Origin of the sequence: Roseibium sp. (assembly GCF_965233565.1) — a bacterium.
GTDB lineage: Bacteria > Pseudomonadota > Alphaproteobacteria > Rhizobiales > Stappiaceae > Roseibium.
Genome location: NZ_OZ247494.1, coordinates 1,316,627 through 1,343,066 on the forward strand (window position 1 = coordinate 1,316,627; position 26,440 = coordinate 1,343,066).

Sequence of the window (26,440 nt, forward strand, 5' to 3'; positions counted from 1 at the left end):
CCAGGCCCTATTCCGCTGCCGTCAAAAGTCTGCGAGCTGCCGCCCGCGCCTCTTCGGTGATCACGCTGCCTGCCAGCATGCGCGCGATTTCCTCGCTGCGGTGATCATCGCCGATACGTTGCACACGGGTTGCCACCCGGTCCTTTTTCAAGGCTTCCTTGGCGATCAGGAAATGACCTTCCGCGCGCGCCGCGACCTGCGGTGCATGGGTAACCGTCAGCACCTGAACACTGGCTGCCAGGCGGGCGAGCCGCAGGCCGATTGCCTCAGCAACGGCGCCACCGACACCCGTGTCGATTTCATCGAAGACCAGGGTCGGCGCAGATCCCTTGTCAGCCAGCGAGACTTTCAGGGCCAGAAGAAACCTCGACAATTCACCTCCCGAAGCGACCTTCATCATCGGGCCGGGCTTCGTGCCAGGGTTTGTCTGAACGTGAAATTCCAGCTGATCGATGCCGCTACGCCCGCGGCTTTCGGGATCGCTGTCAAATTCGACGATGAATTTCGCGCGCTCCAGTTTCAGGTCCGGCAGCTCGACTTCCACGGCCTTTTCCAGTGCCTTGGCGGACTTGCGGCGCTTGTCCGACAGTCGCGCGGCCTTCTTGTCGTAATCCGCCCGCGCCTGGCCAGCCGCGGTGATCAGTGCAGCAAGCTTGTCCTCTCCGGCATCCAGATCGGACAGATCCGTCGACATCCGCTCGCACAAGCCCGCCAGCTCTTCAACGGGAACGGAGTATTTGCGGGAGGCGGCGCGCAGTGCAAACAGCCGCTCCTCGACATTTTCTAGTTCTCTTGGATCGAATTCGGTTTCCCGGAGAGCTGTTTCCAGGCCGCCGCGTGTTTCCTCCAGCTGATCAAGAGCCTCTGCCAGATGACGGACCGGTGCGCCAAGGAGATGCGGCACCTGATCCGCCTTGCGCTCCAGTCGGCGCAGCAGGCTGGCAAGTTCCGGAATGGGAGATGCCGTGCCGTTCAGCGTTTCAAAGGCCTCGTTAAGGTCACCGGCGATCTTCTCCACCGCCATCATGTCGGTGCGGCGGGCGGCGAGCTGCTCCTCTTCGCCCTGTTCGGGCTTCAACTGGCGGAGTTCATCGACGGAGGCGCGCAGGTAATCGGCTTCGTTGCGGGCCGCTTCGATCCGCTTTTCGTGATCGCTCACCGCCTTTTCGGCCGTCTTGAAGGCGGAATATGCGGACGCGACCGCCTCCGCTTCCCCCGTTAACCCGCCAAAGACATCGATCAGCGCACGATGGCTTTCCGGATCCACGAGGGCGCGGTCATCATGCTGGCCATGGATTTCGACCAGGAGACCGCCCGCCTGGCGCAACAGGCCGGCGCTGACGGGCTGGTCATTGACAAACGCCCGCGTGCGGCCATCCGCAGTTTGAATACGGCGCAGAATGACGTCGCCGTCGTCGTCGACGTCGTTTTCCTTCAGGAATCCCCGCACGGGATGCCCGGCAGGCACATCGAACACGGCCGTGACCTGCCCCTGGGCCTCGCCATGGCGCACGAGGTCCGCATCCCCGCGCGCGCCAAGCGCGAGGGACAGGGAATCGAGAAGAATGGACTTGCCCGCACCGGTCTCGCCGGTCAGGACCGACATTCCGGCCGTAAAATCGAGATCAAGACGGTCAATCAGAACGATGTCACGAATAGACAGCGTGACCAGCATAAAGGTCGCTCCATAAAGTTCGGCGCGGCCCACCATATAGGAGGACCGCGCCGTCTTGAAAGAGCCTGTTAGGGCATTTCAACCTGATTATCGACGCACCGCGTCAAATACTGCGGAAGGCGCGGCTGATCCAGCTGCCGGCGTCTTCGCTCGGTGAATAACCACCCTTGTTCAACAGCGAAAACGCGTCCTTGTACCACTGGCTGTCCGGGTAGTTGTGCCCCAGGACCGCAGCTGCTGTCTGAGCCTCATTGACGACACCCAGGGCGTAGTAGGCCTCGGTCAGGCGGAACAGTGCCTCTTCGACATGGCGGGTGGTCTGATAATCAACGACAACAGTCTTGAAGCGATTGATGCCGGCGATGTAGTTGCGCTTCTTCAGATAGTAGCGCCCGACCTGCATCTCCTTGCCGCCAAGCTGATCCTTGACGATGCGCAGTTTCTTTTCTGCATCCGGAACGTATTCAGATTCAGGGTAACGCTGGATCAGTTCGGAATAGGCCGACGCCGCCTTGCGGGTCACGGCCTGGTCGCGCGTGATGTCCGGCATCTGCCGGAAGAAACTCTGGCCGGCGAGATAGAGCATGTAAGCCGAATCCTCGTCGCCCGGATAAAGCGTCACGAACCGGCGGGCCGCGGTCACCGTTTCGGTGTATTTGCCGCGCGAGTAGTTCAGGAAGGCAAGGTTGACCAGGGACTTCTTGGAATACTCGGAATAGGGATAAAGCTTGTCCAGCTCTTCGAATTTTTCGGTCGAGTCGCGCAGCTTGCCCTGTGCACGCAGCGCCAGTCCCTCATTGAACAGCACTTCGGGCGGCGTGTCATTGAGCGCAAGCTCATCCAGATCGTCCTTACCCCCGCAGGCGGCAAGCGCAATCGGCGCCGCCAGAACGGCCATTCTGAGAAAATTCTTCATACGGTTGGTTCTGCCCAAATCAGAACCAGTCTCAATTCCGTTCACGCCTATGCTCCCGGACCGCCCGGCCCCACAGACCACCCATTATGCAGGCAGTCTTCCTATTTATTCGACAGGAGTGTTTAGCGGACTTTACCTGCCCCCGTCACGTCCTGATCGGCGATGTGACGCTTTTTTTGAGCAATTTTATGGCAATAGCGCCAAAAAGCGCCGCATTCCGCACAAATGAAAACGGCTGCTGAAAACAGCAGCCGTGGATTAACCTCAGGAAACGTCGGGGCCGAACACCGCAGCGGCGGCAATCCCGCCCTTGTCGACCTGTCCAACTTGCCGGAACGCAGGCGCCTCGACAATTTCGAACGCGCTCGGGTCCTCAAACAGCTTGACCAGGATGGCATGGTTCATCTTGTGACCGCCCTTGTAGGACCGGTAGAGGCCGAGGATCGGCAGACCGGCCAGCGCCAGGTCACCAACGGCATCCAGAGCCTTGTGACGGGCGAACTCGTCCGGCCAGCGCGTTCCTTCAGGGTTCAGCACCTTGTCGTCTGCGATGGCAACGGAGTTCTCAAGCGACGAGCCGAGCGCAAAGCCCATTTTCCAGAGCTGTTCGACATCCTTCACGTAGCCAAAAGTGCGTGCGCGAGAAAGATCATCGCGGAACACGTCCGGCGTGATGTCGTCAACGAACTGCTGCTTGCCGATCAGCGGCGTGTCAAAATCGATCGTGATGTCAAATTTCGTGCCGTCATGCGGGTGCAATTCACACCAGGCGCTGCCATTGTCCACACGCACGGTCTTGTTGACCTTCAGATACCGACGGCCGCGATCCAGTTTCTTCAGGCCGACCTGCTCAATTGCCTCGACAAAGACCGAGCTGCTGCCATCCATGATCGGCATCTCAGGACCGTCGATCTCGACTATCAGATTGTCGATGCCCATGCCGAAAAGTGCGGCCATGAGATGTTCGACGGTCGAAACCCCGTCCTTGGAGGGATCGCCCAGAACCGTGCAAAGTGCGGTCTGCGTGACCTTGTCCCACCGGGCCGGAATTTCGCAGGCATTGTCCTGGTCGGTACGGGTGAACACAATCCCCACACCAGCTTCGGCAGGTACCAGAGTGATCGACGCCGGCTTGCCGGAATGAACGCCAATACCGGTCAGGGTCACCTGATCGGCAAGCGTCGTCTGTCGGTCAACATAAGTGGTCATGAAACCCTGCCCTTCCAATTGCGGTCGCAAATGTCCGGGAATTACTCCTGAGGAGTTACGGACTTTTAACGATCCCACGTTGGCTGGGAAGATAGTCCCGTTCTGCTGCAGAGCGAAATAAAGCTTTATTACGGTTTGTAACGATCCACAGGCCGGCAAATAACTGAAAAATATAAGGAAATTCGTTCTGTTACAAAAACAGCCCGAAGCGTGAGCCTCGGGCTGTTGCGATCAGGGAAGAAGATCGCGTGTCGAATCAGTTGGCCTGCCGGCGCAGGAATGCCGGGATTTCCAACTGTTCGTCTTCGCTGGCAGCGAGCGGCTTGGGAGCGGCCCGGCCCGTGTTGTCGAGCTGGCCGGTCGCGCCCTGTGCAGCGGGGCGTTGCTGCGGTGCACGCGGTGCCGGCTGCTGCATTTGCGGAGCCTGACGGGCAACCGGTGCCGGTGCCTCATGCTCGTCTTCGTCTTCTTCGCGGCGCCCGAGGCCGCTTGCGAGACGACGCAGCAGTCCCATCGGACGGCGGTCCTCCTCGTCATGCTCGGCAAAGGGTTCGGCCTGTTGCGGCTGCGCAGGCGCGGCTGCCGGTTGCTGAGCAGCCTGCGGCTGGGCCGGTGCCGTATCCTGCTGCGCCCGGATTTCACGCTGAGCGATCGGCGGGAAGTCCTCGACCCGCGGCATACGCGGTGCCGGATTGTGGGCTTCAGCCACAGGCGGGATATACGGCTGGCTGACCGGGGTGTCTTCAACAACCTGAGCCGGAGCCTCGTCCTCGATATCCATCATGGCAGGCTTGGCCGAGAGCGAAGCGCTGCTGGGCTGAACCTTCTTGATTTCAACGGCCGGATCGCTGGCGACGGCGACCGGAGCGGGATCCGGCAGAGCCAGTTCCTTTTCCAGGTTGGCAACAGCCTTGGCGGCCGCATCCTGTGCGCTGGCCTTTTCAGGCGCCGGCGCCGGTTTGGCGGTGGTGATCTCCGGCGTGCGGGCCAGAACCGGCGCTTCGGCCTTCAAAGGCTGTGCTGCAGTGCCGGGAAACGGAGCGGCGGCAAGGCCCTCCTCCCGGTCAATGCCGGTGGCCACAACGGAAACCCGGATGATGCCGTCCAGCGTCTCATCGAAGGTCGCGCCCAGGATGATGTTGGCGTCGGCGTCCACTTCCTCACGGATGCGGGTAGCGGCTTCGTCGACCTCGAACAGCGTCAGATCATTGCCGCCGGTGATCGAGATCAGGAGGCCCTTGGCACCCTTCATGGAGGATTCGTCCAGCAGCGGGTTGGCAATGGCCGCTTCCGCAGCCTGTTGTGCACGCTTCTCGCCGCTGGCCTCACCCGTGCCCATCATCGCCTTGCCCATGCCGCGCATCACGGAGCGGACGTCGGCGAAGTCGAGGTTGATGAGGCCTTCTTTCACCATCAGGTCGGTGATGCAGGCAACACCGGAATAGAGCACCTGGTCGGCCATTGCAAAAGCATCGGCGAAAGTGGTCTGGGCGTTGGCAATCCGGAACAGGTTCTGGTTCGGAATGACGATCAGCGTATCGACATTGCGCTGCAGTTCCTCAATGCCGCTGTCCGCGATGCGCATGCGGCGCGCACCTTCGAACTGGAACGGCTTGGTGACCACGCCGACGGTCAGGATGCCCTGCTCGCGTGCGGCCCGGGCAATCACCGGCGCTGCACCGGTGCCGGTGCCACCGCCCATGCCGGCGGTGATGAACACCATATGGGATCCGGACAGGTGGTCGTTGATCTCGTCGATCACTTCCTCAGCCGCGGCAGAGCCGACTTCCGGCTGGGACCCGGCGCCGAGACCTTCCGTAACTGCAACGCCCATCTGGACGAGCCGATCGGACTGGTTCATTGCCAGTGCCTGGGCATCCGTGTTGGCGCAGACGAAGTCGCACCCCTGGAGGCCTGCTGTGATCATGTTATTGACGGCGTTTCCGCCCGCGCCGCCGACGCCGAAGACCGTAATGCGCGGCTTCAGCTCCTGAATGTCGGGCATCTTCAGGTTGATGGTCATATTATCCTCGCGACCCACTGGTGCCCCCGCTACGGGAGAACCCTCTTCTTCCCTAAGTTCCTCTGCCACAACGGGCAGTTCCAATTCCTGGCTGTCGTCTTCTTGGCTCATGTCGTCAGAAGCTTTCCCTGATCCACTGGCCAACACGGGCCAGGTAACCAGATTGCCCGCCCCACCCTGACCGTCCGTTCTTGTGTTCGAACTGTTCGATCTGAGCGACCTGCGGATAAATCAAGAGGCCAACCGCGGCGGCAAATGCCGGACCTTTGGCAGCCTCGGGAAGACCGGCGACACCAAGCGGCCGGCCAAGACGGACGTTGCGCCCCAGGATGTGACGCGCAACTTCTCCAAGACCCGTGAGCTGACTAGCGCCCCCTGTCAGGACGATCTGCTTGCCCACACGTCCGGCAAAGCCGGACGCCGTCAGCCGATCTCTCACAAGTTCAAGGATCTCTTCCACACGCGGGCGAATGACCCGGGTCAAAGCCGAGCGCGGGATCTGGTTGGGCAGGTCGCTGTCGCTTTCCAGCGGCGGCACCGTGAGCATGTCACGATCGTCCGAGCTGGAAGCCAGCGGCGAGCCGTAAAGGGTTTTCAGGCGTTCCGCATCCTGCAGACGGGTCGCGAACGCTCTTGCGATATCCGTGGTGACGTGGTTGCCGCCAACGGCGATCGCATCAAGATGCACCATGTGACCGTCGACGAAGACCGACAGTGTCGTCGTGCCGCCGCCCATGTCGATACAGGCGACACCGAGCTCCGCCTCGTCGTCAACAATCGTCGACAGGCCGCTGGCAAACGGCGTTGCCACCATGGTTTCCACATGCAGGTGACCGCGGTTGATGCACAGTTCCAGATTGCGTACCGGCGGCACTTCCGCCGACACGACCTGCATGTCCACGCCGAGCTTGTGGCCCATCATGCCGCGCGGATCGCGGATGCCGCGGCTGCCGTCCAGCGAATAGGAAATCGGCAACGCGTGAGTGACGGCCCGGCCATCGGTGATGGAGTGGCTGGAACCTGCGGACAGAACCCGCTGAATGTCGGCTTCCGACACGCTGTCGCCGGCAAGCGGCACGCTGGCGCTGTAAATCTCGCTTTGCAGGCGGCCGCAGCTGACATTGGCAATCAGCGATTCAACGGTCACGCCGGCCATGCGTTCGGCGCTATCGACCGCAAGACGGATCGCATGCTCGGCTGCATCCATGTCGACCACGACGCCGGACTTGATGCCGCGCGAGCGCTGATAGCCATAGCCAAGCACTTCGACCTTGTGCGAGCGGCTCGACAGGATCGTCTTGTCTTCCTGCGGCACCAGCTTTGCAATCAGGCAGCAGATCTTGGTCGAACCGACATCCAGAACCGACATGATGACCGAACGACGGCTCGGCAGCGGCCGCATCTTCGGCAAATAGAGATTGCTTGAGGAACGGCTCATGTATCCCGCTCCCTTTTTGCATTCCGCCCGTTGCCGCCGGTCATGATCTTGCGTTCTTCCGCGGTTTCGTCGGAAAGGCGCACCGTGACCCTGTCGGCAAGGCGCATGTCGATTGCAATGATGTCTCGCGACAGCAAGCCGCTTTCCTTGTCCATTTCCATCAGATCGGCCAGGGCCGCATCGATATTGTCCTGTGGCAGCCGGATCGAGATGCCGTTCTCCAGCTGCAGATCCCAACGGCGGTCCGACACGAGAAACGCTGCACGCACCCGCGGGCGCAGATCCGGCACTTTCTCCAGCGCCGTGTTGATTTCCGTCGCCCGACGCTGTGCGCCATGATTGACCACCAGCAGCAGGTTGGCGTAGCGGCCGTCGACCTCATCCGTGATCACGTCACCGGCTTCGTTGACAATGGACACAAGATCGCCGCGCTGCCACAGGGCGTAGGGGATCCGTTCCTCGATATTGATCTGGAGCGTGCTCGGATAAAGCTTCATCACCGAGGCGTGCTTGACCCAGGCCATCTTGCTAAGACGCTCGCGGGCGCCATCCGCGTCGAACAAGGCCAGCGATGAACCTTCATGGATTTCCAAAGCTTCCAGGATCTGGAACTCGTTGATTTCCCGCTGACCGGAGAGCTTGACGGCCTCGATACCGAACCCGGCCGCCGACAGGAACGCATCGGAGACGATACGGCCGTGCCCCCCTATGACTATTCCATAACCAATTGTTAAGGTTAAGAACCCCAGCGCAGCAGCAGAACCGGTCCAGCGCGGCAGATCGGTCAGTCGTCCGGCCGAGCGCCAGACCGGTTGACGATGCAGACGCGCAACGCCGCGCCCCCGCGGAGCCAGTTCGGCTTCCAGCGGGGTCAGCAGGTCCCGGGTCTTTTTGCGCGCTAACGACAGCAACTCGCGTCCTCAACCATCCAACTCACCAGGTCCTTGAAACTCATCCCCTTGTGGGCCGCCATTTCGGGCACAAGAGAAGTCGGCGTCATGCCTGGTTGCGTGTTCACTTCTAGGCAGATCAGGTCTCCGGAACCGTCTTCGCGTTCATCGAATCGGAAATCGGCCCGGGAAACACCGCGGCATCCCAAAGCCTGATGCGCCTTAACCGCTAGTGTCTCTATGGTTTGGTAAACAATCGGTGAAATTTTTGCAGGAAGAATGTGTTTTGAACCGCCTTCTACATATTTTGCATCATAATCGTAGAAGCTGTGGCCCATCGGCACGATGTCGATGACGCCAAGGGGCTGGTCCTCCTTGACCGCACAGGTGAGTTCGCGCCCCGCAATGAACTTTTCGCACATCAGGACATCCGGGTACGGCCAGTCGGTCCGGGACAGCTCCTGCGGCGGAAACTCTTGATCTTCCTTGACAATCAAGACACCGAAGCTGGAGCCCTCGTTGATCGGTTTCAGCACATAGGGCGGCTTCATCGGGTGTTCGCGCTGGATGTCGTAACGGTTCACAATCAGGTGTTCGGTGACCGGAACACCGGCGGCCTGCATCACCGCCTTGGCCTTCACCTTGTTCATTGCAAGGCCCGAAGCCATCACCCCGGAATGGGTATAGGGAATGTTAAGAAACTCTAATATTCCCTGAATGCAGCCATCTTCCCCGAAAGGTCCATGGAGCGCATTGAAGGCCACGTCGGGCTTCAATTTGGCCAGAACGGCCGAGACGTTGCGGTCGACATCGACCTTCGTGACCTTGTAGCCGGCCTCTTCAAGGGCGGCAGCGCATTCCCGGCCGCTGGTCAGAGAGACCGGCCGCTCGTTGACCCATCCACCCATCAGAACGGCGACATGTTTCTTGGCCATCTACGCGGCCTCCCCTTCTTCACCCAAAAACGGTTCGATCGCTCCTTGAGGCCCGAACGCTCCCAATCGCTTGATTTCCCATTCCAGCCGAATGCCACTGTGTTTCAGAACCCGCGCCCGCACGGTTTCACCAAGGAGCTCCAGGTCGTGGCCGGTGGCATTGCCGGTGTTGATCATGAAATTGCAGTGCATTTCCGACATCTGCGCCCCGCCGACGGTAAGCCCCCGGCACCCGGCCGCGTCGACTTCCTTCCAGGCGGAGGTGCCAGGCGGATTCTTGAAGGTCGAGCCACCGGTCTTTTCGCGGATCGGCTGCGCCTTCTCGCGGTGTGCGACCACATCGGCCATGTCCTGACGAATGTCGGCCTCGTCCTGCGGGATCCCCTCAAACACCGCCGAGGTGAAGATCAGGTCTTTCGAAGCGGCCGAATGACGATAGGCATAACCCATGTCGGCGTTGGACAGGACGTGTCGTTCTCCGTCACGATCAACCGCCGTGAGTTCCACCATGCGCTCGCGGGTCTCTGTTCCGTGAGCGCCTGCATTCATGCGCAAGGCACCACCAAGCCCGCCCGGGATGCCCGTATAAAACGCAAATCCACCAAGGCCGGCCCTGGCCGCAGCTTCCGCCAGACGCTTGTCCGGAACCGCAGCCCCGGCCAGCAGGCGATTGCCGCCAAGATCATCAATGCCGCCGAAGCCCTTGGCACTCAGCCGAATGACGACGCCTTCCAGACCACCGTCGCGCACCAGAAGGTTCGATCCCAGGCCTACCGGCAGGACCGGTATCCCGTTCGGCAGTTTCTTCAGAAAGGCAGCCAGATCGTCTTCGTCGGCCGGCTGAAACATCAGTTGCGCCGGCCCGCCAGTGCGAAACCACGTCACCGCGGATAGCGGCTGATTGGCCGTCAGTTTGCCCCGGATACCTTCGCCCAGGTCCGGATGCTCCTCAAGAAGATCTGGGAAACTCACGAGCCGTCTCCTTCAGAGATCTTCAAGCTGCTTCGGCAGGGCATAGGCCCATTGTGTGATATTGCCGGCGCCGAGGCAGACGACAAAATCTCCTGGTTCGGCCATGTCCTTGATGAGGGCCGGAATTGCCTCCGGACCGTTGACAGCCTGAACGTTGCGGTGACCGCGTGTTTTCATGCCTGACACGAGATCCGTGTGCAGAGCCCCTTCGATGGGCTGTTCGCCGGCTTCATAGACAGGCGTGATGATCACGCTGTCGGCATCGTTGAAACAGTTGGAGAAATCATCGAACAGGCTGTGCAATCGCGAATAGCGATGCGGCTGCATCACTGCGATCACCTTGCCTCTGGTTGACTGGCGGGCCGCGTGGAGCACGGCCTTGATCTCCACCGGATGATGCCCGTAGTCGTCAAAGATCTGAACGCCGTTCACAGTGCCCGTGTGGGTAAAGCGCCGCTTCACGCCACCGAAGGAGGAAATGCCCTTTTCAAGGTCTTCTGCCCCGACGCCCAGTTGCGAGGCGACTGCGATCGCCGCTGTTGCATTGGAAACGTTGTGAAGGCCCGGCATCGGCAGCACCAGATCCTTCAGCTCGGTCACCTGGTCGCTGCGCCGGTCCCGAATGCTGACGGAGAAGGTCGATTTGCCGCCATCCATGGAGACATCGGTAAAACGGACATCGGCCTGCGGATTGGTGCCGTAGGTGACCACGCGCCGGTCCTCGATTGTGCCGATCATGGTCTGGACTTCCGGATGATCCAGACACATCACGGCAAACCCGTAGAAGGGCACGTTCTCGACAAACTGCCGGAAGGCCGCGCGTACGCCGGCAAAATCGCCGTAATGATCCAGATGTTCCGGATCTATGTTGGTGACAATGGCAATGTCGGCCGGCAGCTTGATGAAGGTACCGTCGCTTTCATCCGCCTCGACCACCATCCAGTCGCCCTCGCCCATGCGGGCATTGGTGCCATAGGCGTTGATGATGCCGCCATTGATCACGGTCGGATCCAGGTTGCCGGCATCCAGCAGAGCAGCAACCATGGAGGTGGTCGTGGTTTTGCCATGGGTGCCACCGACCGCGATGGACTGCTTGAAGCGCATCAGCTCGGCGAGCATCTCAGCGCGGCGCACCACCGGGATCAGTTTCTCCCGGGCAGCGACCAATTCCGGATTGTCCTTCTTGATCGCCGAAGAGACCACCAGAACCTCGGCGTCCCCGAGATTTTCTGCGGCATGGCCGACAGTGACCTTGATGCCGTTCTGGCGCAGCCGCTGGACATTGGCGTTTTCCGCCATGTCCGATCCCTGAACCTCATAGCCGAGTGTTTTCAGCACTTCGGCAATGCCGCTCATGCCGATGCCGCCAATGCCGACAAAATGAACCGGTCCGATATCCTGCGGCATCTTCATGGCCGTTCTCCTTTTGAATTGGCAACTTCCTCGACCAGATCCGCAAGCCGCTTCACCGCATCGGGCCGTCCGACACTACGGGCATTTTTGGCAGCGTCTTTCAGCATCTCAGGTGTTTCCATGAAGCGGACAAGCTCCTTGGCAAGACGCTCCGGGAAGAGATCCACCTGACGGATCGGCCAGGCCCCGCCAACTTTCTCCAACACCTTGGCATTGGCGGCCTGATCCTGGTCGATGGCGCCCGGCAGCGGCACCAGGATGGACGGGCGCCCCAGAACGCCAAGCTCGCTTACGGACGACGCTCCGGAGCGACAGAGCACCAAATGGGATTGCGCGATGCGCTGGGGCATGTCCTGGAAGAACGGCGCGCATTCGGCCTGAACGCCCAGATTGTCATAGACTTCCTGGACCCGTTCCATATCCTCCGGCCGGCATTGCTGCACGATCTGAAGCCGCTTGCGTTTGTCCTCCGGCAGCTTTTCGACCGCCGGCGGCACCAGATCGGAGAAAAAGCGCGCGCCTTGTGAACCACCAAAGACCAGCAGTCTGAACGGACCGATTGAATCCGGAACGGAATAGAAGATTTCCGAGGCATCTATGACTGCATCGCGCACCGGATTACCGGTCTCGGTGAGCTTGGACTTCAGGTCTCCCGGCAATTCATCCATCGGTACGCTGGTGGCAATCGCCGTCACGCCCTTGGCCAGCATCTTGTTGGCCCGGCCCATGACGCCGTTTGCTTCATGTAGAATGGATGGCGTCCCCGACAGCCGCGCCGCAAACATCGGTGGGAACGTCGGATAGCCACCGAAACCGGCGACAACATCCGGCTTGAGCGATTTGATGACCTTGCGCGCCTGGACCGTGCCCCAGAGCAGTTTCAGGGCTGTCTTGGCAATGGCAATCGGGTTACGGCCCCGAATGGTTTCCGAGGCGATGATATGAACGTCTCTGGCCGGAAAGGCGCTGCCATATTTGTCTGCCCGCTCGTCTGTCGCCAGTTCGACGGTCCAGCCACGCCGGATCAGTTCACTGGCAAGAGCCTGTGCGGGAAACAAGTGGCCGCCGGTACCGCCGGCCGTCAATAAAACTGTTTTGCTCATGGAAACCGGCTTTGGGCTTACATTAGGGACGAGGGCGACAACCGGCTGACGGTGACAACGTCGCCGCGCGACGGCTGAGGCCGCCTGCGCGTGAGCGCCAGAATGGCACCGGCTGTCATGGCCGAGGACAGAAGCGATGAACCGCCATAGGAAATGAATGGCAGTGTCATGCCCTTGGACGGCATCAGGTGAAGGTTCACGGCCAGATTGATGGTGGCCTGCAAACCGAACAGAACAACAAGTCCCGCAGTGGCCAGACGGCTGAACGCGTCCTGGTCGCGGCTGGCATGTTTCAGACCGCGCAGCACGATAAAGGCAAAGACAGCCACCAGCAGCAGGCAGATGAGAATTCCGAATTCTTCGCCGACAACGGCAAAGACAAAGTCGGCATGGCTGTCCGGCAACACCCGTTTGACGGTCCCCTCGCCCGGCCCCTGGCCGAACCAGCCCCCGGACAGGAAGGAGTCGATTGCCGCATCGATCTGGTAGGTGTCCCCCTTGCTGGGATCCATGAACCGGTCGACACGTGTCGTCACGTGCGGGAGGAAGGCGTAAGCCGCAAAGAGCCCGACGATACCGATCAATCCGAGCGCCACGATGATCAGCCAGGAAATGCCGTTAAGAAAGAAGAGACCGGCCCAAACCAGCCCGAGCAGCATGGTCTGACCGAAGTCAGGTTGGGCGATCAGCAGAGCGGCGCAGATCGCAAACAGCACGAAGGCGAACAGGACACCCGGGATCTCGCGACGGCGCCCGCTTTCGGACAGCAGGAACGCGATCAGGATCACAAAGGCCGGTTTCAGGAATTCCGAGGCCTGGACAGAGACACCCGCCACATAGATCCACCGCCTCGCGCCCTTGGTTTCGAACCCCATGAACAGGGTCGCGATCAGCAGAAAGACCGATATGGCGAATACGACCAGCGCGGCCCGGCGCACCATGCGCGGCGTCATCAGCGAGGCAGCCAGCATGATGGCCAGTGCCGGCACTACAAACATTGCCTGCCGCTTGACGAAATAGAGCGACCCGACGCCGATCCGTTCGGCCACCGGCGGACTGGCGGCGAAGGCGAAGACCACGCCTGCAACGAGCAGAAGTCCGAACGCGGCGAGCAGGTAATGATCGACGGTCCAAAGCCATTCGGCGAATTTGCTGCGATCGGCGCGTGACACCATCTTACGCAACCTCCTCCTGAGTGTTTCCAGCGTCAGGCAAGGCACGCACCGCGTCTACAAAAGCAGCGCCCCGCAATTCGAAGTTCGGGAATTGATCAAAGCTCGCACAGGCCGGCGACAAAAGTATGGCGATTTCCTCTGCCCCGTCTTCCGCCGCCTCCGCGGCGGCATCCTTGACAGCCTGCGTCAGCGTTCCGCTGATCGTGTGCGGCACCCGGTCTTCCAGTGTCTTGGCGAAATCCCTGGCTGCCTCGCCAATCAGGAATGCCTTTGCAATCTTCGGGAAATACTCGTCGAGCGACGAGATGCCGCCGGATTTGGCCCGGCCTCCGGCAATCCAGTAGATCCGGTCAAAGCTCGACAGGGCCCGCGCCGCGGCATCCGCATTGGTTGCCTTGGAGTCGTTGATGAACAGCACCCGTCCCTGCTTCGAGACGACTTCCATCCTGTGGTGCAGGCCGGGAAAGGACTTCATGGCGTAGGAAATCTTGTCGGCCGGAAGCTCAAGCGCCCGGAGCGCAGCAAAGGCAGCCGCCGCGTTCTGGCCATTGTGGTCGCCCCGCAGGCTGTCGATACCGCCGAGCAGGGCCACAACGTTCTGCGCCCCGTCATGGGCTTCGATCAGTTTTCCCTTATGAGCGTAAATGCCATCCGTAAGCTCCCGTTCGCCGGCAATGCGGCAGACAGGCTTGCGCGCCATGTCGAGCCGGTCGGCAATGTCAGAGGACAGCCGGTCGTCAACGCCGACCACGGCGACCTTGGCTCCTGCGACCAGCCGTTCCTTGATCGCTGCATAGTTTTCCATTGAGCCGTGCCGGTCGAGATGGTCCGGCGACAGGTTCATGTGCACGCCGACCGTCGGATCGAGCGTCGGCGCCAGATCGATCTGGTAGGACGAGCACTCAATCACATAGTGACGTCCGGGCTGCGGCAGCTCGAGTTCGAGGACGGGCGTTCCAATGTTGCCGCCCATTTGAACATCAAGTCCCATCTCCTTCAGGAGATGCGTCACAAGCGCGGTCGTGGTCGACTTGCCGTTCGTGCCGGTGATCGCGATCAGGGGCGCAGACGGGCAGAGATTGCGCCGCTCCCGGCAGAATAGCTCCACATCGCCGATGATTTCGACGCCTGCATCCCGGGCCAGATCGACAGACCAGTGCGGAACGGGATGGGTCAGCGGCACGCCAGGCGCGAGCACCAGCGCGGCAACCTCGGTCCAGTCGAGTTTCCTCAAGTCACCGGTCGTGAGCCCCTCGGCTGCCGCATCGGCAACACGGTCTGCATTGTCGTCAAAACACACTACATCGGCCCCACCGGCGCGAAGCGCCCGCGCGGTCGCGAGCCCGGACCCGCCAAGTCCGAACAGGGCGACCTTCTGGCTCATGAATGTGGTGACCGGGATCATCGCCTTACCTCAGCTTCAAGGTAGCAAGGCCGATCAGGGCCAGGACGACGGAAATGATCCAGAAGCGGATGACAACCTGGCTTTCCGTCCAGCCCATGATCTCGAAATGATGGTGGATCGGCGCCATTCGGAAGACACGCTTGCCGGTCAGCCGGAAGGAAATCACCTGCACGATCACGGAGACGGCTTCCAGCACGAACAGGCCTCCGATAATGGCCAGCACGATTTCATGTTTGGTGGCAACCGCAATCGCGCCGATCATGCCGCCAAGCGCCAGCGAACCGGTGTCGCCCATGAAAATGGCGGCCGGGGGCGCGTTGAACCACAGAAAGCCGAGGCCGGCACCAATCACCGCGCCGCAGATGACGGCCAGTTCCCCGGTGCCCGAAACGTGATGGATCTGCAGGTAGTTGGCAAACACCGCGTTACCCGAGAGGTAGGCAATCAGACCGAAGGAGGCGCAGGCAATCATCACCGGGACGATGGCAAGACCGTCAAGCCCGTCGGTCAGGTTGACCGCATTGCCCGCCCCGACCATCACAAAGGCCGCAAAGGGAATGAAAATAATCCCGAGATTGAGTGTGAAATCCTTCAGGAAGGGGAACGTGATGGCCTCGGAATATTCCGAGGTATCGAGCATCGTCACGGCAAAAGCGGCCGTGGCCGCGATGATGAACTCGAGCCCGAGACGGGCCTTGCCGCCAAAGCCCTTGTGCGAGGACTTGGTGACTTTCAGATAGTCGTCGTAAAAACCGATGCCGCCGAAGCCGAGCGTGACCCCGATCACCACCCAGACATAGGGGTTGGACAGATCCGACCACAGCAAGGCCGCCACCAGCGCGCCGGACAGGATCATCAATCCGCCCATTGTGGGCGTGCCCTTCTTGGTCAGAAGATGGCTTTCCGGGCCGTCAGACCGGATCGGTTGGCCATGGCCCTGCCGGATCCTGAGGCTGGCAATGATTTTCGGACCGAAGAGAAAAACGAAAAACAGCGCGGTCATGATCGCGCCGCCGGTCCGGAACGTGATGTAGCGGAATACGTTCAGTGCCGAAATCTGATCCGCAAATTGCCCCAGGAAATAAAACATTCAGTTCAAAGCCCCTTATGCCGCCTCTGTGTCATCGACAGGCGGATATTCCTTTTTCAATGCCTCGACAAGCGGGCCCATGCGGGTTCCAAGAGATCCCTTGACCATGACGACATCGCCTGCACGCACATCGTTCAACAAAACCTCTTCCAGATCCGCAGCGTCCTCGCAGTAATGCGCGCGCAGATCATGCGGCAGCTCCTGCCAGAGCGCATGCATATGCGGGCCCGCGCAATAGACCACGTCGATCTCTGCGTCCCGGATTGGTTTCAGCAGTTCCGCATGAAGCCGGTCCGCATCGGTCCCCAGTTCGCGCATGTCGCCGATGACGGCAATCCGCCGACCCGGCCGGGTCACCGGTGCTTCGCCCAGCACCGCGAGAGCAGCGCGCATGGAGGCCGGGTTGGCGTTGTAACTCTCGTCGATCAGGTTGAGTTCGCCGTTCGGCACCGGCAGGCGCGACACTTCCCCGCGGCCCCTAGGGGCCCGCATCGTATCGAGCGCCAGTCCGGCTTTTGCCAGGTCGGCGCCGAGATCGGCAACGGCGGTCAAGACGGCCAGGCTGTTCTTGACGTGATGCTTGCCCGGCGCCCCGATCTTGTAGGTGATTTCCTGGCCCAGGATCGCAGCTTCGACACTGGAGCCGGCAGGATAGCTGACAACCTTCTGCGTGTGGCTGTCGGCAGCCGGGTTCTCACCGAATGTCTGGATTGTGGCGATGCCCTTGGTGGCGGCCAGGAACTTCAACAGGTCGAATTGAAGATTGTCCCTGTTCAAAACGGCGATACCGCCCGGTTCCAGGCCATCAAAGATTTCGGCCTTGGCCTTCGCGATCTGCTCGACACTGTCGAAGAATTCCAGATGAACGGCCTGCACCGTGGTGATGATTGCCACATGCGGGCGCACCATCTGAACCAGCGGGGTGATCTCGCCGGCGTGGTTCATGCCGATCTCAAAAACGCCGAAATCGGTCTCGGCCGGCATGCGCGCCAACGTCAGCGGCACGCCCCAGTGATTGTTGAAGGAGGCGACAGAGGCGTGCACCTTGCCTGAAGGCTCCAGCGTCAGACGCAACGCTTCCTTGGTGCCGGTCTTGCCGACGGACCCGGTGACCGCAACAATGCGCGCGGATGTCCGCGCCCGTGCCGCAATGCCGATCTGGCGCAGTGCTTCGAGCGGGTCTTCAACGACCACATACCGACCGTCTTCGGGCAGCTCTGAAAGACGGCTTTCGGCCACCAGGGCAACGGTCGCACCGGCTTCCAGCGCAGCCGCCACGAAGTCGTGCCCGTCAAACCGGTCCCCCTTGATTGCCACGAAGGCGTCACCCGGCTGAAGCGTGCGGCTGTCGATGGATATTCCGGTGATGTCAGCGCCAGCCTCGCCCTTGAGGCTGCCGCCGGCAGCCTCGACAAAGGCGTCCAAGGTCCAAAGCGGTTCGCTCATGTGTTTCCTTCAAGGCTGATGGCGCGTTTCACTGCTTCGTGGTCGGAAAAGGGAATCACTGTGTCGCCAACAATCTGGCCCGTTTCGTGGCCTTTTCCGGCAACACACAGGATATCGCCCTTCTTGAGCCGGCGAACCCCCTCGGCAATCGCCTCGTAACGGTCACCAATTTCCAGCGCATCCGGCGCGCCGCCAAGAACCGCCTTGCGAATGCTGGCAGGATCTTCCGAACGCGGGTTGTCGTCGGTGATGATAACCAGATCGGCATGACGTGCCGCGGCCTCTCCCATCAACGGACGTTTTCCGGGATCCCTGTCGCCGCCGGCCCCGACAACAACGGAAAGCCTGCCGCCGGCAAACGGCTTCAAGGCGGCCAGTGCATTGTCGAGTGCGTCCGGTTTGTGCGCGTAGTCGACGAAGACCAGCCCGCCCTCGCCTGTCTTCCCGGCAAGTTCCAGCCGCCCCGGTGCGCCCTTCAGGTTTTCAAGGGCGCGCAGAGCGGCGCCCGTGTCCATCCCGGAGGCGATGACAAGACCAGCCGCGATCAAGGCATTGGAGACCTGGAACCGGCCGATCAGCGGCAGGGTCACCTTGTATTCGCCGCGTGCGGTCTGAAGGGTCAGCTCCTGGCCGGCACCGGCCGGTTTCAACCCGGTCAGTTTCAGGTCCTTGCCGGTTTCACCGACCGTAAACACCGGAAGGCCGCGCTCTTCGGCAACGGCCAGCACGCGGTCCGCATATTTTTCACCCGGATCGACGACAACCGTCCCGCCGGCCGGCAGCAATTCGGAGAAGAGCCGCAGCTTGGCGCGCAGGTAATCCTCGATCGTCGGGTGGTAATCCATGTGGTCGCGGCCAAGGTTGGTGAACGCGGCAGCCGTCAGGCGCACACCATCGAGACGATACTGATCGAGCCCATGGGACGAGGCTTCCATGGCCGCATGGTTGATGCCTTCATCTTCCAGGGCCGCCAGTTGCTGATGCAGGGCAACCGGATCGGGCGTCGTCAGTCCGCCATAACTCTCGCCATCCGGCTTGACCATGCCAAGCGTGCCAAGGCTGGCAGCGGGGTGACCTGCCCCCTGAAAGATCTGCCGGACAAAATGGGCGACCGAAGTCTTGCCGGCCGTTCCGGTGACGGCGACGATCGTGTCGGGCTGTGCGCCAAAAAACCGTGCCGCCATTCGGGCAAAGGCCTGCCGTGGCTCACCCGCACCGAGGACGATGACGTCACCACCGCAGGCGGTGCGCACGGCATCGGCGGCCTCTGCAGCGCACAGGATCGCGACAGCTCCGGCTGCAACGGCTTTCGGGGCAAATCTGGTGCCGTCGACAGCGGCACCCTTGAAAGCTGCAAACAGAAAGCCGGGCTGAACCTTACGGCTGTCGGCCGTAAGCCCGGCTATTTTGAGATCCCTGGCCGCATCCGGCACCGCAAGGCCGGCGGCAAGATAGTCAAGGTCCATGTTGTCCGATCATCTTTGTGCGTCGTCGTGATGTGGAAGCCTTGTCGATATCCGGAAACAGCTGCGACCCCGCCGGATATCAAGGTTTCAAGGTCTCTCCTTAATAGGAAATCTCGATTGGTTCATCCCCCTTGCCGAAGCGTGGCATCACGCCGAGCATCGGCGCAGCCCTGCGAATGATAGCGCCGGTGACCGGTGCCGTGTTCAGACCGGCCGTCGCGCCGATGCCTTCACGCTCCGGCTTCGGCTCGTCGATCACGACCAGAACCACGTAACGCGGGTCATCCATCGGAAAAGCTGACAGGAAGGAATTGCGGCGCTTGTTGCGCACGTATTTGCCGTTCTCGATCTTCTCGGCCGTGCCGGTCTTGCCGCCAACCGTATAGCCCGGCACGTCGGCACGGCGGCCGGAGCCGGACAGAACATTGAGGCGGAAGAGGTAACGCATCATCCGGCTCGTTTCCGGAGAAATGACTTGTTTTCCAAGCTTTTGAACATCTTCCTGGCTGCGCGGCATGAAGGTTGGCGGCAACAGCACACCCCCATTGACCAACGCCGCCGCGCCCACAGCCGTCTGCATCGGTGTTACCGAGATGCCGTGCCCGAAGGAGATGGTCATCGCCGCAAGCTCGTTCCATTTCGGCGGCAGCAGCGGCGCGGCGTTTTCAGGCAGTTCCGTTGTCAGCCGGCTGGTCAGATGCAGACGTCCCAGGAATTCCTTCTGGCGTGCGACACCCGTCGCCAGCATCATTTTCGCCGTGCCGATATTCGACGAATAGATGAAGACTTCCGGCACCGACAGGATGCGGTTTTTCCCGTGGAAATCGTTGATCGTCCGCCCGCCGGCCCGGATCGGGCGGGTCGCATCGAAGCTGTCATTGATGCTGACCGCCCCCGAATCCAGCGCCATGGCCGTTGTGAAGGTCTTGAAGACCGACCCCATTTCGAAGACGCCACCTGTTGCACGGTTCAGCCGGTCTTTCTCCAGAGCCTGCGCGCGGTCATTCGGGTCGTAATCCGGCAGCGAGGACATGGCCACCACTTCGCCGGTCTTGGCGTCCAGAACGATGCCGGCCGCGGCAATAGCGCGGTAGCGCTCCATGGCTTTGACCAGCTCGTCGCGCACGACATGCTGTACCCGCAGGTCGACGGAGAGCCGCACCGGCTCCATGGACCGGTCTGCCGTGAACCCGAGCGACTGAAGATCGGACAGCCAGGAATCGTCGATGTATTTTTCAATCCCGGCCAGGCCCTGATTGTCGACATTCACCGACCCGACAATGTGACCCGCCGTCGGGCCACCTGGGTAAAACCGTTGATTTTCCGACAGGAAACCGATGCCCGGCAGGCCCAAATTATGGACCTGCTCGGCCTGTTGCGGCGTCATTTCCCGCTTCAGCCAGACGAAGCCTGTGCCGCTGCCCAGACGACGCCGGACAAGCGGCTCATCCAGGTCCGGCAACACACGGATCAGGCCTTCAACGGCTTCGTCTACATCCAGGATGCGGCGCGGTTCGGCATAAAGGGATGCGGTCTTGATATCGGTCGCCAGGATCTCTCCGTTACGGTCGATCAGGTCCGGCCGCGAAGCGGACACGGAATCCTGGGCGGAGATCCAGGCGCGGGACGGTGCTTCTTCCATCTGCGCCAGCATGACCAGACGTCCGGCAATCGCGATGTAGACGCAGGCAAAGGCCAGCATCGCCACATAGACCCGAGATTTCACCGCGCTGGAAGAAACGGAACTGCGGGCCGCCCTTGGATGGGTGCGCCGCACCTGAAGAAAGCTTGCCGGTTCGCTTACCATCGTCATCGCCGCGCCCTCACTGAATGACCGCCGATGAGCCGGCATAGCCGCCCATCTGGTTGCCGCCGATCGGCTCCAGCATGACCGGACGTGCCGGAAGGTCTTCCGGGGTCACGATCTGCTTCACGTCAAGCGGCTCCAGCTGCAGATAATCGTTGTATCGTTCGACCAGCGTCTGCAGCCGGTCGGGTTTGTTCAGGAGGCTCCACTCTGCTTTCAGATGGCGGATTGCATCGCGTTCCTCATCGATCTGACGCTGCAGTTCGGCGACTTTTTCAGCCGATTTCGTCGCTGCAAGCTTCATGTCGTAAACCGTCGCGGCACCAATCAGGACCGCGAGAATGAACAGGATGTTCAGCGTTCGCACCATTGTCAGCCCCCTAGTCCGTGAAACGCCGCAAGCCGCGGCACGCCGGCCTCGTGGATATCGAGATCGCGTGCCGGTGCCTCGGTCCGCCGCCCGGCCCGAAGTTTCGCGGAGCGCGCACGCGGATTGACATCCGTTTCCCCGGCCGCAGCTTCGACCGCCTTGCGCGTCAGCATTTCAAAAGTCGCCGGCGGAACCTCTGCCTCCGGCATATGACGAGACCCGCCGCCACGGGTCTTTGTACGGTCCTGGAAGAACCGCTTGACGATCCGGTCTTCCAGAGAGTGAAAGCTCACCAGAACCAGACGGCCGCCCGGCTTCAGGATGCGCTCGGCAGCCCCAAGCGCCTCGGCAGCCTGATGCAGCTCGCCGTTGACGTAGATCCGGAGCGCCTGGAATGTGCGGGTTGCCGGATGGATCTGTGCCTTCTTGGGAGACCGGCCGAGCACCTTCTCGATCAGGCTTGCCAGTTCCAGCGTGCCCTCAAAGGGCTTTTCCTGCCGCGCGCGGTCAATTGCGTGCGCAACACTGGTTGCACGTTTTTCTTCGCCCAGGAGACCGATCACTCGGATCAGGTCCCGGACTGGCAGCTCATTGACCACATCCGCAGCCGACGGCCCAGCCTGCTCCATACGCATGTCGAGCGGCCCGTCGCGCAGGAACGAGAAGCCGCGCTCGGCCTCGTCGAGCTGCATGGAGGAGACGCCGAGATCCAGCACGACGCCGTCGACACCATCAAAGCCGCTTGCGCGGGCATGTTGTTCCAGGTCTGCAAATTGCCCGGGCACAAGGATCAGATCGCCATCCGCCTCACGCACCAGCTCCTGGCCACCGGCAATGGCATCAGGGTCCCGGTCGATCCCGACCACCTTTGCGCCGCGTGCCAGCAGCGCACGCGAATAGCCGCCGGCGCCGAAGGTCCCGTCGACAACCACTTCGCCCGATTGCGGAGCCAGCCACTCCAGCACCTCGTTCAGGAGAACCGGCACATGGCGCTCGGGTCCGCCTGCGGCAGAAACAGCATCTCTGTCGCCGAGCGCCATCATACCGGCTCTCCCTGAGAGGGTGCGGGGAGCTGCCCCGACAACATCGCGAGCGCACGCTTTTGGGCCTCTGCGCGATACTCGCGAAACTTTTCCGGCTCCCAGATCTGGAACTTGTAGTTCATGCCGACAAAGGTGACCTGGTCGGTGAGCCCGGTGTGATCGCGGATCATGTCGGAAATGGTCATGCGGCCATCTCCATCGATCCTGGGGTTTTCGCTGGCGCCGAAGAGGGCAACCGCAAGGGCATCATGATCCGGGGAGAGTTTTGCAAAGGCTTCCGAGCGCTTGTTGATCTCGGCCAGCAGGTCATTGCCGCCAGCGTCAACCGCGGCGCAATGAGGAGAAGCAATGCAATAAAGACCGTCAAAACCATCTCTCGCCAGAACCGCACGGAAGGGCGCCGGGATCGACACGCGACCCTTGGCATCCAGCCGGTTGGTAAAGTGAGAAACAAAGCCGGCCATCAATCCCCTCGAAACGGGTTCTCACCCGTTCAAATCCCCGAAACACCCTAGAACGAAGGAAAGGCCGGCAACTCGCCGGGACATGCAATTTGCAAAGACAGCTCTTGCCGAGCCGTTAAACCGATGTCCCAAGCCCTACTGAAATGGGCCCGCGCTCCCCTTTCTGGGTATCTATGGGATACCATGGGATTTCATGGGCGGTCAATGGAATCTCATGGATTCCAGCTCGATTTGATCGCACACGACCCCGTCGAACGACCTTACGTCGAACATGCTTAATGAAGCCTTGACACAAATGAAGAATCGGATTCGCAGGAATACGGAGATTTTCGATTTCAGCCACCCCGAAGGCGGCAAAATGTGCCTAGTTGCAAAGACTTGTGGAGAACGGGAAACGCCGCGCTGTGGCGCGGCGTTTCGTTTTCTTCAACCGGCTGCCCGGATGACTTACATCAGCAGATCTGCGTTGCCGAGCGACGCAAGCTGGTCGGCGATGCCGCCATTATCCGTGACGACGGAATTCCAGTTTGCCGCGGTCAGGTTGGCAATCGACAGGTCTTCCGCCTGCAGACCTTCCAGCAGGTAACCGTGACCACCGTTGTTCTCGACGGTGATCAGCAGGTCTGCGCCGACCTCCTCCAGGGTCACGTCGGAGGCCGCCAGGCTGCCGAAGTCCAGAATGTCCTCGGCCGGGTTGAAGTTCTGGACCGCGAACATGCGCCCCCAGTCCCAGGTAACCTGAACGGTCTCAGCCCCCGCCCCCAGCACGATGTCGTCGGATGTCGACGGCGGCACCACGGGCTCGTCCGGCGTGTCGGGCGTATCAGGTGTGTCCGGTAGATCCGGATCAGGAGAGACACCTGTCCCTTCCCGCACCTGGTGGCCGTCGGTCGTCTCACCCGGAGGCGCTTCAGGCGTCAGAAGGGCCTCACGCGATACCAGCGAGACGTCGTTCTGGTCGATCCCGAAAGGCGCTTCCAGATTGTCTTCCATCACCTGGTCGAAATGGAACTCCAGATTGCCGGCGATCAGGTCCGATTTGGACACACCGGTGAACAGGAAACCCTGCCCGCTCGGCAGCGAACTGATCACCATGCCTTCGGAGGTATCCTCGACACTCAACCGCTCCCGCGTTCCGAAATAGAGGAAGCTGATCTTCTGCGTCGCCGGATCAAATCCGTCGATCACCTGAAAAGCTCCGTATTCGTGAGACCGGATATAGACCGTGTCCGCGTCGCGTGGCCCGATGCCTTTTTCCCAGGAGAGGATGCCACCGAGATCCTGGCGCAGATGTTCGTTGCCGACAACGCCGAAATTCTCGATCGAGAGGTCGGACAGCTGGACACCTTGCAGGATCTGCATGTCCGGTCCCCAGGGATTGTCGATCACCGGCTCGCCATTCGGCGTCATCGTCAGGATCAGACCATGCACGGACGCATTGCCGAAATCGATCTCGTCAGCCGCCGGATTGAACCCGATAATATCGTCCGCGCCAAATTCGGCCGGCCATTTCACGCCGCCCAGATCACTGGCGCCTGACGGCACCGGCGGATTGGAACCGTCATTGTCGTAGATGACATCAAACCCGCCCGTATCCGGGGTCACCACAGCCGTCCCCAGAAGCGTTGCCACCTCGTTGAGTGCGGATTCTTCGGCGACCATGAAGTTGTTCATCGACAAGTCGGACGCATCGATGCCAACCAGAACGGTCTCACTGGCAATCTCGCCGGTGGCGGTCAGAACCCGGACGGTCAGCCCGGCGGCGACATCGGCTATCGTCTCCGGATAATCCGCGAACTCCAGCCGCTCGGCAATCACGCCCGCTTCCAGATGCAGCATGTCTGTTGCCGGATTGAAGTCCGTGATCACGCGCGAAGGACTGTCCGGCATGATCATGATCATCTGCGGCCCGTCGGGTGTGTCGGGCGTATCCGGTGTGTCGGGGTCGTCCGGCTCATCCGGTTGATCGGGATCGGTGGCGCCCGAGCCGACCTGACCGAGGATTTCCTGGCCGGTGGCCGTGCTCTGGATCGTGAAGTTTGCCGGTGACAGCTCACTCAGCGAGATGCCGGCCAGGGTCAGCGTCTGGTTGTTGGAGGCCATCGTGAAGACCGTGTCGCCATTCACTTCCGCCACATCGATCGCTTCCGGGCCGAACCAGTCGATGAAGATCGTATCGCTGGCCGGGTCGAAATCCGTGATCGTGCGGTTGGTGCCCCAGGCCCAGGTGATCACAACAGTGGCAGTTGCCGCCGTCACACCGGCCGTTCCGTTCCAGCTGTCAGGCGTGACCGGTGGTGTGTCCGGCGTGTCGGGCGTATCAGGTTCGTCCGGCTCATCAGGTGTATCCGGTTCGTCGGGCGTATCCGGCTCATCCGGGGTATCAGGCTCATCCGGCGTGTCCGGTGTCGTTGATCCATCGCCGACCAGTGCCAGCACCTCGGCTGCGGTTCCCGTGTCCAGAATGGTGAAATTGGCATCGCTCAGATCGGACAGCTGAACACCGGCCAGCGTCGTGGTCTGATTGTTGGACGGAACCGCAAAGACGACGCCCGCAGTGGTTTGGGTGACGTTCAGGTCCGCAGCGCCGATCCAGTCGATGAAGATCGTATCCGTTGCCGGATTAAAGCCGTTGACCACCTCATCCTGACCCCAGGACCAGGTGATCACCACATCGGCATCGTTTTCACCGACACCGGCCGAGCCGTTGCCACCATCGCCTCCTGTGTCTCCCGTATCCGGCGTGTCGCCATCTCCCGGAGTGCCAAGCCCCTCGTCACCCGTCAGGCGATCCTCATAAAAGGCAATCTGGTCGGCGATCGACGGGGCGTCGTAGCCGCCGAACTGATCGATATATTGCAGGATCGACGTGCCGTATTCATCCGTACTGACGGCACCGTTCTGTAACAGGGTCGCCGTACCCCAGGCACCACGCAGGTGTGCTGCTGCCAGAATGCCGGTCAGCGTCAGTTCCACGGTCACCGTCTGGCCGTTCTGGGTGTAGCTAGCCGTCTGGCCGATGAAATCGCTCAGCGATTGCCCGCTGCCGGCCAGCTGTCCTTCAAGAACCTGAAGGTTGTAACCGAAGGCCTCCTGGATCGCGACGGTTTGCGCCTCCTTGGTCATGAAGTCTTCGAGCGAGTTGACACCGTTCTTGCCCGTCCAGGTGCCCTGCCACGTGTTGGTTGACGCGCCATTGCCATAGAATGTGGTCGCATCGTAATAGCCAAGATCAATCAGCAATGCCTCGCCGAACTGGAAACCGACAAAGCCAAGTGAATTCATCGACTGGTAGGCCATTTTCTCCCACTCGGCATCACTCAGCTGCGACCAGCTCGAGTAGCCCGGGAAATGATCCTGGACCGGGCCGCCAGCCCACTGGTCCAGCTGCCAGTCCTGGATGACGCCGGCGTTGTACCGGTCGCGATCCCACCCCGATTCAAAGGCCAGCAGTGCGGCCAAGAAATCCTCGAATGTTCCTTCCATTTTTCATCCCGCCTGTTTTGAGTAGAACAAGACAAGGCTAGGCAGACCGAGGTGCAGAAAAATGGACAAAACATTAAAAGTTCAAGGTATTACTGTGGCGAGCTGACCGATTTT

At 61.0% G+C, this 26,440-nt stretch carries 20 protein-coding genes; all 20 read right to left on the bottom strand.

Annotated features, from left to right (window positions below):
* Window positions 1-7: 7 nt before the first annotated feature.
* Window positions 8-1,675, bottom strand: a complete 1,668-nt coding sequence (gene recN / locus ACO6TG_RS06275; RefSeq protein WP_422377387.1) for a DNA repair protein RecN — start codon at window positions 1,673-1,675, stop codon at window positions 8-10.
* 103 nt (window positions 1,676-1,778) lie between these two features.
* Window positions 1,779-2,591 (bottom strand): outer membrane protein assembly factor BamD, encoded by an 813-nt coding sequence (locus ACO6TG_RS06280; RefSeq protein WP_422377388.1) that lies wholly within the window; start codon window positions 2,589-2,591, stop codon window positions 1,779-1,781.
* A gap of 264 nt (window positions 2,592-2,855) precedes the next feature.
* A complete protein-coding gene (gene lpxC, locus ACO6TG_RS06285; RefSeq protein ID WP_422377389.1) occupies window positions 2,856-3,800 on the bottom strand; it encodes a UDP-3-O-acyl-N-acetylglucosamine deacetylase in 945 nt (314 codons plus the stop codon).
* A 256-nt stretch (window positions 3,801-4,056) separates the two neighbouring features.
* Entirely contained in the window at window positions 4,057-5,823 is a 1,767-nt protein-coding gene (gene ftsZ / locus ACO6TG_RS06290; RefSeq protein ID WP_422377390.1) for a cell division protein FtsZ, read from the bottom strand.
* Between the two features lie 115 nt (window positions 5,824-5,938).
* On the bottom strand, window positions 5,939-7,261 hold the full coding sequence (ftsA, locus tag ACO6TG_RS06295; RefSeq protein WP_094071688.1) for a cell division protein FtsA: 1,323 nt from the start codon (window positions 7,259-7,261) through the stop codon (window positions 5,939-5,941).
* Complete coding sequence (locus ACO6TG_RS06300) at window positions 7,258-8,172, bottom strand: cell division protein FtsQ/DivIB (RefSeq protein ID WP_422377391.1); 915 nt, start codon at window positions 8,170-8,172, stop codon at window positions 7,258-7,260. The genes ftsA and ACO6TG_RS06300 overlap by 4 nt, the downstream gene beginning before the upstream one ends.
* Entirely contained in the window at window positions 8,160-9,086 is a 927-nt protein-coding gene (locus tag ACO6TG_RS06305) for a D-alanine--D-alanine ligase (RefSeq protein WP_422377392.1), read from the bottom strand. The genes ACO6TG_RS06300 and ACO6TG_RS06305 overlap by 13 nt, the downstream gene beginning before the upstream one ends.
* Window positions 9,087-10,058, bottom strand: a complete 972-nt coding sequence (gene murB / locus ACO6TG_RS06310) for a UDP-N-acetylmuramate dehydrogenase (protein WP_422377393.1) — start codon at window positions 10,056-10,058, stop codon at window positions 9,087-9,089. It lies immediately after the preceding gene.
* 12 nt (window positions 10,059-10,070) lie between these two features.
* Complete coding sequence (murC, locus tag ACO6TG_RS06315; RefSeq protein WP_422377394.1) at window positions 10,071-11,471, bottom strand: UDP-N-acetylmuramate--L-alanine ligase; 1,401 nt, start codon at window positions 11,469-11,471, stop codon at window positions 10,071-10,073.
* Window positions 11,468-12,574 (bottom strand): undecaprenyldiphospho-muramoylpentapeptide beta-N-acetylglucosaminyltransferase, encoded by a 1,107-nt coding sequence (gene murG, locus ACO6TG_RS06320; protein ID WP_422377395.1) that lies wholly within the window; start codon window positions 12,572-12,574, stop codon window positions 11,468-11,470. Before murG ends, murC begins: the two co-directional genes overlap by 4 nt.
* 17 nt (window positions 12,575-12,591) lie before the next feature.
* On the bottom strand, window positions 12,592-13,749 hold the full coding sequence (locus ACO6TG_RS06325) for an FtsW/RodA/SpoVE family cell cycle protein (RefSeq protein WP_094071693.1): 1,158 nt from the start codon (window positions 13,747-13,749) through the stop codon (window positions 12,592-12,594).
* A gap of 1 nt (window position 13,750) precedes the next feature.
* Window positions 13,751-15,154, bottom strand: coding sequence for a UDP-N-acetylmuramoyl-L-alanine--D-glutamate ligase (gene murD, locus ACO6TG_RS06330; RefSeq protein ID WP_422377396.1), 1,404 nt, complete (start codon window positions 15,152-15,154; stop codon window positions 13,751-13,753).
* 4 nt (window positions 15,155-15,158) lie between these two features.
* The gene (mraY, locus tag ACO6TG_RS06335; RefSeq protein ID WP_094071695.1) at window positions 15,159-16,244 is read right to left on the bottom strand and encodes a phospho-N-acetylmuramoyl-pentapeptide-transferase; all 1,086 of its coding nucleotides are present in this window, start codon (window positions 16,242-16,244) and stop codon (window positions 15,159-15,161) included.
* A 15-nt stretch (window positions 16,245-16,259) separates the two neighbouring features.
* Complete coding sequence (locus ACO6TG_RS06340) at window positions 16,260-17,690, bottom strand: UDP-N-acetylmuramoylalanyl-D-glutamyl-2,6-diaminopimelate--D-alanyl-D-alanine ligase (protein ID WP_422377397.1); 1,431 nt, start codon at window positions 17,688-17,690, stop codon at window positions 16,260-16,262.
* Window positions 17,687-19,156, bottom strand: a complete 1,470-nt coding sequence (locus ACO6TG_RS06345) for a UDP-N-acetylmuramoyl-L-alanyl-D-glutamate--2,6-diaminopimelate ligase (RefSeq protein ID WP_422377398.1) — start codon at window positions 19,154-19,156, stop codon at window positions 17,687-17,689. The genes ACO6TG_RS06340 and ACO6TG_RS06345 overlap by 4 nt, the downstream gene beginning before the upstream one ends.
* Window positions 19,157-19,256: 100 nt before the next feature.
* Window positions 19,257-20,969, bottom strand: a complete 1,713-nt coding sequence (locus ACO6TG_RS06350; RefSeq protein WP_094071698.1) for a peptidoglycan D,D-transpeptidase FtsI family protein — start codon at window positions 20,967-20,969, stop codon at window positions 19,257-19,259.
* A 10-nt stretch (window positions 20,970-20,979) separates the two neighbouring features.
* Entirely contained in the window at window positions 20,980-21,333 is a 354-nt protein-coding gene (gene ftsL, locus ACO6TG_RS06355; RefSeq protein WP_094071699.1) for a cell division protein FtsL, read from the bottom strand.
* A 2-nt stretch (window positions 21,334-21,335) separates the two neighbouring features.
* Window positions 21,336-22,373 (bottom strand): 16S rRNA (cytosine(1402)-N(4))-methyltransferase RsmH, encoded by a 1,038-nt coding sequence (gene rsmH, locus ACO6TG_RS06360; protein ID WP_422378846.1) that lies wholly within the window; start codon window positions 22,371-22,373, stop codon window positions 21,336-21,338.
* On the bottom strand, window positions 22,373-22,840 hold the full coding sequence (locus ACO6TG_RS06365) for a division/cell wall cluster transcriptional repressor MraZ (protein WP_094071701.1): 468 nt from the start codon (window positions 22,838-22,840) through the stop codon (window positions 22,373-22,375). Before ACO6TG_RS06365 ends, rsmH begins: the two co-directional genes overlap by 1 nt.
* 447 nt (window positions 22,841-23,287) lie before the next feature.
* On the bottom strand, window positions 23,288-26,326 hold the full coding sequence (locus ACO6TG_RS06370) for a hypothetical protein (RefSeq protein ID WP_422377399.1): 3,039 nt from the start codon (window positions 26,324-26,326) through the stop codon (window positions 23,288-23,290).
* Between the last annotated feature and the right edge of the window lie 114 nt (window positions 26,327-26,440).

Coding starts and splice junctions, on each gene's coding strand:
- recN (WP_422377387.1), bottom strand. CDS start 1,675: ATGCTGGTCACGCTGTCTATTCGTGACATCGTTCTGATTGACCGTCTT.
- ACO6TG_RS06280 (WP_422377388.1), bottom strand. CDS start 2,591: ATGAAGAATTTTCTCAGAATGGCCGTTCTGGCGGCGCCGATTGCGCTT.
- lpxC (WP_422377389.1), bottom strand. CDS start 3,800: ATGACCACTTATGTTGACCGACAGACGACGCTTGCCGATCAGGTGACC.
- ftsZ (WP_422377390.1), bottom strand. CDS start 5,823: ATGACCATCAACCTGAAGATGCCCGACATTCAGGAGCTGAAGCCGCGC.
- ftsA (WP_094071688.1), bottom strand. CDS start 7,261: ATGAGCCGTTCCTCAAGCAATCTCTATTTGCCGAAGATGCGGCCGCTG.
- ACO6TG_RS06305 (WP_422377392.1), bottom strand. CDS start 9,086: ATGGCCAAGAAACATGTCGCCGTTCTGATGGGTGGATGGGTCAACGAG.
- murC (WP_422377394.1), bottom strand. CDS start 11,471: ATGAAGATGCCGCAGGATATCGGACCGGTTCATTTTGTCGGCATTGGC.
- murG (WP_422377395.1), bottom strand. CDS start 12,574: ATGAGCAAAACAGTTTTATTGACGGCCGGCGGTACCGGCGGCCACTTG.
- ACO6TG_RS06325 (WP_094071693.1), bottom strand. CDS start 13,749: ATGGTGTCACGCGCCGATCGCAGCAAATTCGCCGAATGGCTTTGGACC.
- murD (WP_422377396.1), bottom strand. CDS start 15,154: ATGATCCCGGTCACCACATTCATGAGCCAGAAGGTCGCCCTGTTCGGA.
- mraY (WP_094071695.1), bottom strand. CDS start 16,244: ATGTTTTATTTCCTGGGGCAATTTGCGGATCAGATTTCGGCACTGAAC.
- ACO6TG_RS06340 (WP_422377397.1), bottom strand. CDS start 17,690: ATGAGCGAACCGCTTTGGACCTTGGACGCCTTTGTCGAGGCTGCCGGC.
- ACO6TG_RS06345 (WP_422377398.1), bottom strand. CDS start 19,156: ATGGACCTTGACTATCTTGCCGCCGGCCTTGCGGTGCCGGATGCGGCC.
- ACO6TG_RS06350 (WP_094071698.1), bottom strand. CDS start 20,969: ATGACGATGGTAAGCGAACCGGCAAGCTTTCTTCAGGTGCGGCGCACC.
- ftsL (WP_094071699.1), bottom strand. CDS start 21,333: ATGGTGCGAACGCTGAACATCCTGTTCATTCTCGCGGTCCTGATTGGT.
- rsmH (WP_422378846.1), bottom strand. CDS start 22,373: ATGGCGCTCGGCGACAGAGATGCTGTTTCTGCCGCAGGCGGACCCGAG.
- ACO6TG_RS06365 (WP_094071701.1), bottom strand. CDS start 22,840: ATGGCCGGCTTTGTTTCTCACTTTACCAACCGGCTGGATGCCAAGGGT.
- ACO6TG_RS06370 (WP_422377399.1), bottom strand. CDS start 26,326: ATGGAAGGAACATTCGAGGATTTCTTGGCCGCACTGCTGGCCTTTGAA.